At 39.8% G+C, this 13635-nt stretch carries 11 protein-coding genes and 1 tRNA gene; 4 read left to right on the forward strand and 8 right to left on the reverse strand.

Annotated elements, in window-relative coordinates:
* The first annotated feature begins 48 nt into the window (after nt 1–48).
* Nucleotides 49–906 carry a mechanosensitive ion channel family protein gene (locus L6494_RS05015; protein ID WP_237991729.1) on the forward strand — a complete coding sequence of 286 codons (858 nt, stop codon included), beginning with the start codon at nt 49–51 and terminating at the stop codon, nt 904–906.
* Nucleotides 907–984: 78 nt separating this feature from the next.
* Here the strand turns inward: L6494_RS05015 and L6494_RS05020 are convergent, their stop codons facing one another.
* The 5 genes from L6494_RS05020 to topA all read right to left on the reverse strand — a co-directional run bounded on the left by L6494_RS05020 (nt 985) and on the right by topA (nt 7468).
* Nucleotides 985–1155: a hypothetical protein gene (locus L6494_RS05020; protein WP_330911067.1), complete on the reverse strand. Its 171-nt coding sequence runs from the start codon at nt 1153–1155 to the stop codon at nt 985–987.
* A 308-nt stretch (nt 1156–1463) separates the two neighbouring features.
* Nucleotides 1464–1688, reverse strand: a complete 225-nt coding sequence (locus L6494_RS05025; RefSeq protein ID WP_237991731.1) for an AbfB domain-containing protein — start codon at nt 1686–1688, stop codon at nt 1464–1466.
* A 29-nt stretch (nt 1689–1717) separates the two neighbouring features.
* The gene (locus L6494_RS05030) at nt 1718–2860 is read right to left on the reverse strand and encodes an IS4 family transposase (protein ID WP_237991732.1); all 1143 of its coding nucleotides are present in this window, start codon (nt 2858–2860) and stop codon (nt 1718–1720) included.
* A gap of 157 nt (nt 2861–3017) precedes the next feature.
* Nucleotides 3018–4781 carry a galactose oxidase-like domain-containing protein gene (locus L6494_RS05035; protein WP_237991733.1) on the reverse strand — a complete coding sequence of 588 codons (1764 nt, stop codon included), beginning with the start codon at nt 4779–4781 and terminating at the stop codon, nt 3018–3020.
* A gap of 509 nt (nt 4782–5290) precedes the next feature.
* Nucleotides 5291–7468: a type I DNA topoisomerase gene (topA, locus tag L6494_RS05040; protein ID WP_237991734.1), complete on the reverse strand. Its 2178-nt coding sequence runs from the start codon at nt 7466–7468 to the stop codon at nt 5291–5293.
* Nucleotides 7469–7623: 155 nt separating this feature from the next.
* On the opposite strand from topA, the gene L6494_RS05045 reads away from it, so the two are divergent.
* Nucleotides 7624–8685, forward strand: a complete 1062-nt coding sequence (locus L6494_RS05045) for a J domain-containing protein (protein WP_237995827.1) — start codon at nt 7624–7626, stop codon at nt 8683–8685.
* A gap of 1327 nt (nt 8686–10012) precedes the next feature.
* Here the strand turns inward: L6494_RS05045 and L6494_RS05050 are convergent.
* Nucleotides 10013–10097, reverse strand: a tRNA-Ser gene (locus L6494_RS05050).
* 487 nt (nt 10098–10584) lie between these two features.
* Here L6494_RS05050 and arsM point away from each other — a divergent pair.
* Both arsM and arsS read left to right on the forward strand, forming a co-directional pair.
* The gene (gene arsM / locus L6494_RS05055) at nt 10585–11553 is read left to right on the forward strand and encodes an arsenosugar biosynthesis arsenite methyltransferase ArsM (protein WP_237991735.1); all 969 of its coding nucleotides are present in this window, start codon (nt 10585–10587) and stop codon (nt 11551–11553) included.
* Between the two features lie 234 nt (nt 11554–11787).
* Nucleotides 11788–12807, forward strand: coding sequence for an arsenosugar biosynthesis radical SAM (seleno)protein ArsS (arsS, locus tag L6494_RS05060; protein WP_237991736.1), 1020 nt, complete (start codon nt 11788–11790; stop codon nt 12805–12807).
* A gap of 242 nt (nt 12808–13049) precedes the next feature.
* Here arsS and L6494_RS05065 read toward each other — a convergent pair whose 3' ends face one another.
* Both L6494_RS05065 and L6494_RS05070 read right to left on the reverse strand, forming a co-directional pair.
* Nucleotides 13050–13421 carry a hypothetical protein gene (locus L6494_RS05065; protein WP_237991737.1) on the reverse strand — a complete coding sequence of 124 codons (372 nt, stop codon included), beginning with the start codon at nt 13419–13421 and terminating at the stop codon, nt 13050–13052.
* The gene (locus L6494_RS05070) at nt 13421–13627 is read right to left on the reverse strand and encodes a hypothetical protein (RefSeq protein WP_066381921.1); all 207 of its coding nucleotides are present in this window, start codon (nt 13625–13627) and stop codon (nt 13421–13423) included. Before L6494_RS05070 ends, L6494_RS05065 begins: the two co-directional genes overlap by 1 nt.
* Nucleotides 13628–13635: the final 8 nt, after the last annotated feature.

Here is a 13635-nt window from a genome sequence, read left to right on the forward strand (position 1 = left end):
TGCTGAATTTCTTGTCAATTTTAGAAATTTACAAATAGAGAAAATTTTATGAATTTAACTCAAATTTGGCCGGTTGCTATTGGACTACTAACACAATTTGGACTGCAATTATTAGGCGCGATCGCCATATGGATTATTGGTCAAAGGTTGATTGATTTTGGCTTAAAATTACTACGGCGCGCTTTCCGCAGCCAAAATATTGAGCCGACACTAATTAGCTATTTACTGAATATCGTTTCAGTAACGCTAAAAATTATCCTAATTGTGGCAATTCTCGGCTTTTTTGGCTTTGAAACTACTTCTTTTGCTGCATTGTTAGCCGCACTTGGTATCGCCATTGGTGCAGCCTGGAGTGGATTATTAGCAAACTTTGCGGCTGGTGCTTTTTTAATGATTTTTCGTCCCTTTAAGACAGGTGACATGATATCAGCCGCAGGTGTAATAGGAAAAGTGGCAGAAATTGGACTGTTTACAACAACAATAAATACACTGGATAATGTGATGACTATTGTCGCCAATAATAAAATATTTGCTGACAATATTGAGAATTTTTCTGCTAACCCTTACCGTCGTGTTGATCTTAAAGCACAACTACATCACAGTGTTGATCACAACGAAGCAATTAGGCTATTAAAACAACGCATTAGCCAAATTCCCAATGTGTTAAATAACCCAGCCCCAGATGTAGATATTTTGGACTTTAATCTAGCAGGAACTGTATTAGCGGTGCGTCCCTATTGTAATAATGAACATTACTGGCAGGTTTATTTTGATACGAATAAAGTCATCAAACAAACCTTTGGTGAGGCTGGTTATCCTGTTCCTGAACAACGTTACGCATTTACTGGCAATTCTGAAGATGGTACTAAGCCTTTTATCTCCTCTACATCTTTGAGAAATTTATAAGACTATAAGTTTGTAGTAAGGACTTTAGTCCTGATTTTCTAAGCACTAAAGTGCTTACTACAAACCCCAGATTCTAACCTAATTCATGTGAGAGCGATCGCAATGATAAGGATACAGCCACTCACACCGAAACAGCCCCCGTGTATGCTTTTCTATAAAAGTGCCAGCGTGGCGACTTTTTGATATATTAATTCCAGCTTTTGTTTTAATTTCGTATAACCAAGGAAAGGCGGCTAATAAAGTAACCATTGTTACAACAATATAAATAAATTTGGGTTTTGATTTACTTATTTTTCGGGAATTGCTGTGAGGGTTTTGAGGCATAAAGTCTAAAACTGACAGTTAATTCAAAACCCATGCTAGCTTAAATTTTAAAATGTCGCTGTTGATAAATAAAATATCCGACTTCTGGAAGGATGCAACTGGCGAATGGTGGGTCTGATCCCTTATTTAGTCATACATACAACTATATATGAAAAAAAATCTGTCGGATACAAACCGACAGATTCAATAGAACTAATTTGTGAAATTGATAAACTTTGCAGTTCTAGCAAAGATTATGGTGTCCAAGGTGTGACAAACTTAAAGGTAGTATCATTCTTGTACAGGGTATCAGTAGCCTGGGGATCAATCCACAACTCATAGTTGCGGTGACGAATATAGCGATTCGGATAGTTGAAAGATGCAAATGACACAGCAGTTGTGTCTGCTAATCCAGGTTTGGGACAGAATGTGGCATCGGCTTGGAATAAAGCTGTGTTATCGTTTTGATTGGCTTTCAAACGATAACCTTGAGGGGGCGACAAAGAAGTTAAAGAGGCTGCTGTATAAGCATCATAGCCATCACCCCCTGCTGATAAAATGCCTGCTTATTGCGAACGGCAGCCATCATTTCCAAGACCAATTCCTGACACCCATTCAGAGAGATTATCCAATTGTATCCGTATAAACCTATCCAAAAGGCACTATGTCTTTTTCTATTTCTTTTCAGCTCACTTGGACGACAAACATAAGATTGTTGTCTAGAAAATTGAGTTTTCTGACCTTGTAACCATGCAGAAGTCATTGCTATAGCAATCAATAAAATCAGGCGGATAAGCCTATCAGGAGAAGCTTGAGAACCCTCTAAATTATAGCCACCAGTTTTACAATCTTTAAACATAGCCTCAATCCCAAAACGTTGACCATATATTTTGACAGCAGTTGATATATCTGTCAGATTAGTTGATAAATACCAAGGTTCTTTCTCTTGTTTACCACGATATTTTCGTTTCCAATAAACTGCTAAATTACAACGACCAAAACCCTGATTTTGTGTGAGATTAACCTTTTGAAAGAATCTGCGGTCGCCAGGGGAAATTGAAATCGTATGTAAGGGTTGAAATTTTTGTCTTTTTTCTCGAAAAGTAGTATCTTTTTTTTGTCGGAAAACATACTTCAACCCTTGACGGTGTAACCAACTGGCTAATTCAATTCCCTGAAATTCTCTATCCCCAATTACAACTAATTGATAATGTTTCAATAGCCGGATTACTGGACGTAATACCTTTTGTTGTTCTTGAAGGTTACTGCAACCATCTTTCTTAAGTACACACCAATATATTGGCAATGCCCTTTTTTGATAAATGACGCTCACCATGAGAATATTATTATCTTTCCATTGGGTTCTATCCAGGGCAATAATCAATTGTGATTTGGGTTTGAATAGACGTGATAATATTTCTTCAATAATGGGAAACCATAGTAAAACTACACTCAACGCATTCGATTTGAGAAATCTTTGTAAGTGACGACGACGGCTATTTTGTTGTATTGGTAAAGGTAGAGTAGCAGCTAATCTTTCAATTTTGACTTCTTTTTGATTTTGTAGTAACCATACCAGCATTTTTAGGGTAATTAATTGTGTCTTACTCAGGTACTTTTCTAAGATTTCTTGATAGAATTGGGGCAGCATTTATTTGTGTGGTCTTGTTAACTTCACGAGACCATTCTTTTTTACCATCAAACTGCCCCTTCTAAGTAGCGGTCTAATAACCGCACAGCATTGTCAATAAGAATCGTTTTTTTTGAGAGGGTATTTTACTTGAATGCCTCTCCCTGTAATACTTTGACTATTCTTGTCGCCCCCTCAAACGATAACCTTGATGGCGGAGGAATTTACCCGCAACATTCACTGACTCAAAGGAAATACACTGCTGATTTGCTAACCCCGGTACTACTTTAAATGTCGTGCTATTTTTGTCTACAGCACTACTGCTAACATTCACCTGTTTGATATAGCCAAGTGAATTAGTTTCACCAACATAGTGACTGGAAAAATTCAATGATTGGATGGACTGCCTACTATATAGTGGTACTTGGACGTTGGGTGGAGTTACAGGGGAAGGATTACCACCTACTTGGATGATTTTCGATACGGAAGGCACACCAGCCGAGTTGACTAAAAACAGCATATAGTAACCTGGTGGTGCAAGATTAGCATTTGCAGGTGCTGTTACATTCAGTGTAGTCCCGGATTGGGTAAAAGATAGGGGTACTAAACGCTGGTCGAAGTTAGTTGCATGGGTGACTGCACCTAGTTTAATCAGATGACCTTTGGTAATACTGGCGGCTTGTGGTGATGTGACAGTAAAAAATTGACCGTAGCCAATAGCATCTGGTGCAGAACTGATTGTGGGACGCGCCGCAGGAGTACCATCAAGGTTAAACAGATAAGGTGGGGAAAAAACCTCTGCATTTTGTTCATTGTGTCCTGTAGCACCACAAGGGCCACATACACCACCAGCCACCACTACACGACCGTCAGGTAATAATAAGGCGGTGGAGTGATACTGGCGGGGTTTAGCCATACTGGCGACTGTTTTCCACTGTCCCGTGGCGGGATTCCAGATTTCACCTGCATAGACTGCGGTATTGAGGTCAAACTGCGATCCTGGTTGTCCATCTTTGCCGTTGGGGTTAGAGTTACCACCAGTGACTAAAACTTGACCATCAGCCAGAATTGTCAGGTTTTGCTGTCGTCGTCCATAGGTGAGATCCCCAGTTCTGGAGACGACGGGTTGATTGCCATTGATATCAATCGCATAGGTACTTTTCGGTGCGGGGCCTCCACCTGCTACAAGGAATTTCCCTGTGCTGTACATCGCATAGCTGCCATAGTCGCGGAAAATCCCATCTCGTTCGCCAACGGTTGTAATACTACCTGCACCGTTGGTATCGATGTAGCGCATGGAACTTTCTGGCCCGACATAAAATATCTTGCCGTTGGGTGCTAACTGTGTCCACGGAAAATAAGATGTGTTGTCAATAAAACCTTTGGGTAATGCAAAGGGAATTTTGGCACTGCTTAAACTCCGCCATGTCCCAGATTCAAATATTTCTGGTGTATCTGCATCTATGGGATAAGAACCACCAGTTACTAAGATGTTGCCGTTAGCCAGTAGGGTAGAACTGGGATAGTATCGCCCAGTATTCATACTCTGATGCAGTGACCACTGGTTGCTTTGATTGTCAAAGATGTGTGTGGTATTGTCTGCAACTCCCACAGTTCCCGTGACTGTAAATACTTTCCCGTCTGGTAATTGGGTATGGGGGGCGCAAAATAACTCCTCTCCTTGTAAAGAGGCGTTGGAATTGAGTTCAGTTTTGCTATTGCTAACTGGATTCCAGAGGATAGTTTTGTTGGTTGCGCCTCCAAATCCGTTATTGGTGCTATCCCAGGCGAGGACATTACCATCGGGCATGAGTGTGAGGTGTACGCCATACACTGGCCAAGGGTCAACCCCAGACCATTGACCAAGAGATGCGGCGGCTGGTGTTTGGGCATATAGTACACCATGAGTAACAGCGATCGCTAATGTAACTATCGCTGCCATAATTTGCAAATGCAGTTTGAATTTCATTCAATTTCGGGATGTCTGGAAGATGCTAATGTCAATATTTTCAAGATTGGCAATTTCCTGTATTCCACAGAGCAAATACTGAGTGGATGTAGACAGAAAAAGATGTTCTCATAACTGAAATTACCAAACTCTAAAACTAAACAAAATTATTTATTGGATAAATTTTGTGAAACTTTCGTAAATTTAAAACACATAAAACGTGATTACTTAATGCTATAAAAATACAATTTTTATTAAATCTAAACAAAAGTATTTTTTCCCTATCTCCGATTAAAAACAGGACTTATGCAAGTGTCACAATCGATGGTTGGTGCGTGACGCTATAAGTCTCATTACTGCGTTCAAATATTTCCCAGTGTCACACAACGGCAATAAAGCGGGAGGAAAATCCACACCGCTTTTTGCCTCCCCTACATAAAAAATATGTCAGTTGCGTAAGTCCTAAAAAAGTCTTTAAAAATCCACAGGAATAGGAGGATAGTCTAACTTTCCTTCCCCGCTCCTTCCTTCCCCAATTCCCCAAACTTAGGACTCCACCAGCCTTTTTGCGTGCTGAAATAGGCGACATCTTGATGTTTCTTGTCTTGGCGTGACTGGGGATGAGAACACCGTAGCATGGTTTTGGACTGTCCATCTTTGGTGTAACTATACTCCTCTAAAGGCTGTTTGCATACAGGGCAAGGATAGGAAGTTACCTTAGTAGGCGGCTTTGGCTGATTCTCTCCTGGGCTGGCTTGATTTCTGGGTGCTTCCCAAGTTTTACTGCGATCGCTCCAAAACAGTACAATGTTGGCACAGCCACTAGTACACTTGAGAAAATACTTTTTCTTAACTTTACTGCTCTTAATCTTCGAGAGAAAATTGTTACACTCAGGGCAACGCGTCCTAGAGGTTTCATACTGGCGTGTAGCAGATGCCGTAATATTTGACACGCCCACCACTACAGTTTTAGCTTTGGTGAGTGCTGGGACAAAGTAATCCTGATTCCAAGTAGTGAGATATTGCTGCCAGCCTTGTTTACCGTGAGCGATCGCATCTAGGGCATCTTCCATCTTAGCGGTGAATTCTGCCTCTAGTAAATCCGGCAGTGCTTTTTGTAAAAAGGCATCAACTTCTAATCCTAAAGCTGTTGGTTGTAAGCTACCCTTCGCTAACTCTACATAACCCCGATGCTTGAGGGTGGCGACAGTAGGCGCATAGGTACTGGGACGACCAATGCCTTTACGTTCCATTAGCTGCACCAATTTGGGTTCACTGTAGCGTGGCGGCGGTTGTGTCTGTTTTTGCTCAAAATTGGCATTTTCCAAATTTAGAGCCTGTCCCTGCTGCACAGAAGGTAAAACAGAATCTTTGCTGAGATTATTCCAATACTTGGCATAACCATAAAATTCTATGACTTGCCCTCTAGCTTGCCACAACAGATTCCCTGACTGAGTGACCACTTGAGTTTTACGGAGTTGGGCAGAACGACATTGAGAAGCAACTGCCCGTTTCCAAATCATCACGTATAAATTAAATTCATCGGCTAGTAATTCAATTCGTAATTGTGCTGAGGGACGAAACACGTCTGTAGGGCGAATTGCTTCATGGGCTTCCTGTGCAGATTTACTGCTGCGATGCTTGGCTACTTGGGGTGGCACATTCTGCGGGTCGTTTTGTTCCAACCACTGACGCGCACTCGCACAAAATTCAGGACTCAATATCACTGAATCTGTTCGCATATAAGTAATTAGCCCAGCCTCATACAATTTTTGCGCCACCTGCATAGTTTTGTCTGGGGCAAATCTCAGCTTAGAACCGGCGGCTTGTTGCAAAGTCGAGGTGGTAAAGGGTGGGGGTGGTTGGCGTTGTACTGTCTTACCTTCCACCTGGATAATTTGGTGCGGATATTTTCTTGCTTCCTCTACTAACCTTATGGCTTCTGCTTCCGACAGCACACGCTTGGATTCTGGTGCTTTTGTTGTATTATCTGCGGCATCATCATGGATTTCTGCTGCTTGTTGTTCTGCTTCTGGCGTTGAGTTTGCTAGACCTTTGTAAAAAGCCCGAAAACCTTCGGCATAATCTACCCAGACATTCCAATAGTCTTGGGGAACAAAAGTTTGAATCTCTCTTTCGCGCTGACAAATCAGATGTAATGTAGCACTTTGAACTCTACCGACACTTTTAGCACCGTTATTCAATGCCCAAACTAGGGGGCTACCCTTGTAACCTACCAACTTGTCTAGACAGTCACGGCATAATCCCGCACCTACTAAATTAAAGTCTAGCTTTCTGGGGCGAGCGATCGCAGACCTCACAGCTGATGGTGTAATCTCGGTATATATCACCCGTTTTGCATCACGTAATCCTAGCACTTCTTTGAGATGCCAGGCGATCGTTTCTCCCTCCCGGTCTGGGTCAGTTGCCAAGACAACTTCATCAACCTGCTTAGTAAATGCCTTTAGCTGCTGAATTGTCTCCTTAGCCCGTTGGTCACGCGGCACATAGTTGCATCGCACACTACCGCCATCCATACTAAATCCCAGTGAATCCTCACCTTCATTGCTGAGTTCTCGAATGTGACCACAACTAGCACGGACAATCCAGTCTGCACCAAGAATTTGACTAAGTTTTTTAACTTTACCAGGGGATTCAACGACTAGAAGACGTTTCACCATAGCACCCGCTTGTTAATAACAGAAGCAACTTTTTATCTTACATCTAGTATTTACGTACTATCAATACTTACATACTAAATGTATCTTGTATCAGTTGATTTCTACATACCTTGACAGTTATTCTGCTTAAAGCCCTCAATTTACCTACACCTCCCATGCCTCGCAAAATTGCGTCTCCACCCCGCACCAGTAAAACAACACCCTTGGCTCTTTCGGAGTTACATATCCGCTTAGAGGGATTAGAAAAGGAACATCAATCCCTATTGAAACAAATTAAGAGAAAGCGAACAGAACTAAAGAATTTTGTTGAACAGATGCGTTCTTTAGCCACGGAAATATTTCACAAAGCCAACCCCAATTTCCAAAAAATGGCAGAACTCGACCAAGAAATTCATGCTCTGTTCAAAGAAATTTTGACTAAAAGAAAGTTCGGCAAAAAAACAAAAAAGAATATAGAAGCAGTTTATCAGCAACTCCAATTAACAGGAATCATTAGTTTGAAATTTAATCATCCTGATGCAGATACAGAACTAGATGAACTGTTTGAAAATCTCCGTCCTCAAGATGATGGTTCTCAAGAGACAGGTGAAGACCGCCATCAAGCTTGGGAAACACAACAATCTCTAGAATCTCCTTCAGCAACTAGAACTGAGGAATCTAGAAAAGTTCGTCAAACATTTTTGAGGTTAGCAGAGATTTTTCATCCTGATAAAGTCCAAGATAACGAAACTCTTCAGTACCATACTGAAATCATGAAGGAAATCAACAAAGCTTATCAAGAAGGGGATTTAGCAAGACTATTAGAAATCGAGCAAAAGCATCAAGTTGGTGAATCTATCGATAACAATAGCGAAGATGATTTAACTCGCAAATGTAGAACGCTAGAACAGCAAAATGAAATTCTACTCAATCAATATGAGAACTTGAAACAGGAACTACGTTCAGCCAAAAATACTCCTGAAGGCGCAATGGTCGCCGATGCGCGTAAAGCAGCTAAACAAGGCATTGACTCTATTGATATGATGCTGGAGACAATAGACACTCAAATTAATGTCATCACGCAAGTTCGTGATTTTGTCCAGAATTTCCGTGACCAGAAATTGACAATTAAAGAATTTCTCAGTAGTCCAGCAACTCTACGCTCATTGAATGAGGAAATGATGGAAGATATGCTTGAGCAAATGATGTCAGAATTAGACGGAATCATCGTATTTTAAAGATAAAATCAGGCGCAGACTGTACTCACTCTTAACTTGCACCATTCTCAATAATCGTAGGTTGAGCAATGCCGATGACCTAAAAATCTTGGCTGGAGCGAATTTTCATCCACCTTACTTTAATTGCAATAAAAAAAGGCTTGGTTTAACCAAGCCTTTATATATACCAAGCATTTACTACACCAAGATTAATTTAAACCTACTCTTACTTTAGTTCATCTTCCTAGAGACTGTATACAAATCATCTCAAAACTGATATGTGCTAAATTAGTGGATAATAAAAAAGGTTTGGCCTTCAACCAAACCTTTATAATTGCTGTGCTTAACAACGTACAAAATTAATTTAAAACGACTGTCTTCACATATCATCTTCCTTGAGTATGTATCAATACCTTGCTATAAATGGTATATTGATAAACTTTCCACATTTAACTTCTCAGCAATCAATTCCATGCACAAAAAAAGTAATAAAAAGTAAAAAGAGGCTTGAGTAATGACTCAGCCTCTAGGCATACCAGGTGTTTACCATATGCTTTTAATTTATGCCTAAGTTGAGAATAATTCATCTGTCAAAAAGATGTGTACAAAACTTTGAAAATCTGGTATGCCATACTAGAATGCTAATTCAGAATTATCGGGACTACTAATTAAAAGAAAACCCTGGGTTATATTCCAGGGTATACACACGTTTTTCAGGCATTAACAGTCTAAATTCTACCTGGTTAAAACATTTATATCCCCCATCTAGGGAAAGATGCTGATTCAGTCCTTACGTAATAATTAGCAAATTATTTTCAAAGAAGTATTTACAATTTTTTTTATTAATTAAAGTTGTAAATATTAAATTGAGAAATTGTTTTTTAAATTTTTACAAAATAGGCTTGGATAATAACCAAGCCTATAAATACCAAGAGTTTACCATATGTTAGGTAATATATTTATAATCTTACTTTAGTTCATCTATCAAAAGATATGTAAACATATCCTAAAATCTACTGAAGCAAGTTTCTAAATATACATTTATTAGAAATGATATAAATATTTTTCACATGATAAACCAAAATTTGTATACATATAGAAAAGGTTTAGCCAGTGCTAAACCTCCATAGAAAGCAGTTATTCGACACACCAGAACTAATTTAAAACTACTCTTGTTTCAGGTCATCTTCCTAAAGGATGTGTTTAAATGTCCCTTTTTTTGATAGCTCAGGGAAGTAACCTCCAAGCTTGACTGTGCGCTTTTTGAGGTACTCAAAATTCATGCAAAATATATGTCATTGCGATCGCAATAACAAGAAACATATCCTACAGCTTAGATGAGAGTGAACGGAGAGGGGGGGATTCGAACCCCCGTTGAGTTTCCCCAAAACGCATTTCGAGTGCGTCACCATCAACCACTCGGACACCTCTCCAGATATTAACTCACGGGTTTGAGTGAGTTTAGGAAACTACTGAGACTCAGTTCCCTCTTGTCATCATAGCATCCCTTCACCCCCGCAACACTGCCAACGCTGCGGCTGCGAACACTTCCTTTCTGTTTTTAGCCCCTCTCCTCAATAAAATCCAACAAATCCTCTGGGGTGTGGGTATCTTCCTCAACCTTAACGTTAGGATTATTAGTTTAGTTATCAAGATTTACCTAACTCAAGATTTTGGTAGTCTATTCAGATGTAAGAAAAAGTGAGATAAGTCTTATGAGTCTTATGAGTAGCGATCGCCCGCGACGGAATTGGCATAATTCTACACCAAGATAATCTGGTTAAATCCCTAACAAATCAAAATGCTAAAACTCACAAAAAATGTAATATTTATAACTGAAATTCAAGTATTTCAATTTTTGTTTGAGATTTAAAAGCCCCAAAACCTTAATTTTACCAGTCATACAACTAAAGGATGCTCATGACTTATCTAGAAACAACCGCTAAATTTTATACTGAAGTTGCCGAAACACCACAAGTTGGTTTGTGTTGTGTCCAAAGCAGTCCTCTACAGCTACCTGGACTCAAAATTTCCACCCAAATGCAGGAAATGAACTATGGTTGCGGTACGACTGTTCATCCCACTGAACTAGCTAACGACCCAACTGTACTTTATGTAGGTGTAGGCGGTGGCTTAGAAGCACTGCAATTTGCTTACTTCTCCCGCCGTCCAGGGTCAGTGATTGCGATTGAACCAGTGGCGGCTATGCGGACAGCAGCCATGCGTAACCTAGAACTTGCTGCTCAAGAAAATGCTTGGTTTGAGCCGAACTTTGTCGAAATTCGAGAAGGAGATGCTTTTGCTTTACCTGTTCCCGATGCTTCTGTAGATTTAGTAGCACAAAATTGTCTCTTTAATATTTTTAAACCAGAAGATTTACACCGAGCTTTACAGGAAGCATTTCGAGTGTTAAAGCCAAATGGACGCTTATTAATGAGTGACCCCATTGCGAAGCGTCCGATTCCCGAACATCTGCAAAACGATGAACGACTGCGGGCGATGTGTTTATCGGGAGCAATGACTTATGAGCAATATATTGAACATCTTGTAAAGGCTGGCTTTGGTCAAGTAGAAATTCGGGCGCGTCGTCCTTACCGCATCCTCAATCGCCAAAATTATAATTTAGAAGCACATTTACTTTTAGAAAGTCTCGATTCTGTAGCCTTTAAAGTGCCAATTCCTGAAGATGGTGCTTGTATTTTTACAGGTAAAACAGCAATTTACACTGGAATAGAACCCTTATTTGATGACCAAGCAGGACATATTCTGCAACAAGGAGTACCTGCGGCGGTATGTGATAAAACTGCTGCCAAATTAGCTGCATTCAATCCAGAAGAAATACTGATTACAGATTCAACTTGGCATTACAACGGTGGTGGCTGTTGTTAGCTCTTCTTATTGAAGTAATAAGGCATAAATAATGAACGGTTTGTAGTAAGGACTTTAGTCCTGTCTTTTCTAAGAGACGCGACGCATAACTTGCTTATTTGTAAGAAGAAAAAAGAGGGCTATAGCCACTTACTACTAACTTAATTGCCATATTATTAAGTAAACCAATATAGTTTTATTTCTGCCCACCAAATACCTTGGTTTGGTTTTTATATAAGAAATTGAAGGTGAAAAATGGTACAACAAAAAGTAATTCCTTTATCCTTAGATACGGTCATCACACCTTTTAGCAAAAAACTGGAGTTACCCCTAACTAAAAAGCAAATTACTGTTTTACAAATCAATTTGGGTAAACGCTGTAATCTAGCTTGTAGCCACTGTCACGTAGAAGCAAGCCCAATACGTACTGAAGAACTTTCTCCAGAAATTTGCAACCAATTAATTGAATTAATCGAGAAATTTCCCCAAATTAAAATTGTAGACCTGACAGGTGGCGCACCCGAAATGTTATATGGTTTTAAACCAATTGTCGAAGCGGCGCGAGCTAATGGTAAACAGGTAATTGTTCGCTCTAATTTGACTATTTATTTTGAAGCAGGTTTTGCAGATATCCCCGAATATTGCGCTCAAAATCAAGTCAGAATTGTGGCTTCTCTGCCTTGTTATCTCTCTGATAACGTTGATAAAATGCGGGGAAATGGTGTGTATGATGCTTCAATTCGCGCTCTGCAATGGCTGAATAGTCTGGGTTATGGTGAAGACCCTAATTTAATCCTTGATTTAGTTTATAACCCTCAACTTCCCGTTACAGATAACTTTTCTCTCACCCCCAATCAAGCTAGTCTGGAACAAGATTACAAAGAATTTTTACAAGAAGATTTTGAAATTTGTTTTAATAACTTATTCGCCATTACAAACCTGCCAATTGGACGGACTAAGTTGTATTTAGAACGCAAGAAACTGTACAGACCTTATCTCCATTTTTTAGCAGCGAATTTTAACTCTACTACCGTTGAACATTTAATGTGTAGAGATGAACTTTCTATTGACTATCTAGGTAATGTCTATGACTGCGACTTTAACCAGATGGAAAATCTACCATCAAGAACTCATGATGGCGAAATACTAACTGTTTCTAAGTTATTGGCATCTGGCACATTAGACTTAATTAAAGAAATCAGAACTGCACATTATTGTTACGGTTGTACGGCTGGATGTGGTTCTAGTTGTGGTGGCATTTTAGTTGAAAGTTAGCTATTAGCCTAGAACTTAAGTTCTAGGCGGGATAAGGGTTCAGCGTAAAAATGTTGGACTTGTGTGTACACCGTAGGCAAGCAAAGAGGGAGCTATGATATACCTCATGTGATTAGGAAACGATATACGCTGCGTTGGCGCAGCCTTTGTCTACGACACGCTCCGCGAACGTAGAGAAGAAAGTCAATCTAAAATCCCCTGTACCAACGCGCTATTATGCCGCGATCGCTCAGTTTTTTATACTAAAACTCTTGGTAATCCAAGTATTTACATTTTTCATCCTCCACAAGCTTACGCAAAATTTGCAGTGTTTTCAGCTTATAGGTGGTATCCATATATTCTTGCTTTGAGGGCGAGCTACCTAACTTATTCAACACCTCATCACTTTCTTGAACAATTACGTCTCGAAAGAAATCACTCAACTTTCTGCGATTTCCACCTTCAAGAAGAATTACAGCAATTTTCACAGGTTCTCCATCAGGTTTCATCTCTATTTCTTGAGGCTTTGCAATCTTAGAAAAGTCTGATTGCTCAAGCCATTTGTAAAAGTCCTGTGAAACGTCAACTGAATCAACCGTTGTTTTATCTTGTGAATAAAATACGATATCCAACATTAGCCTTCCTCCTGAGCTTCAGATTCCATAAACAATTTCTCAGGGACATTTTCTGCATATGCTACATCATGCTCATCAAAGAGTTTTTTTGCTGGCTTTGTGATTATCCCTGTGGTTAAGACAGCAGATACACCTCCCTTATTAATAATCTTTTTTGCTAAGGTTGAATCAATCTGTTTACGAGTTTTAATTTCAATGTATGGCATCTATATGT

The organism is Nostoc sp. UHCC 0870, assembly GCF_022063185.1.
Lineage (GTDB): Bacteria > Cyanobacteriota > Cyanobacteriia > Cyanobacteriales > Nostocaceae > Trichormus.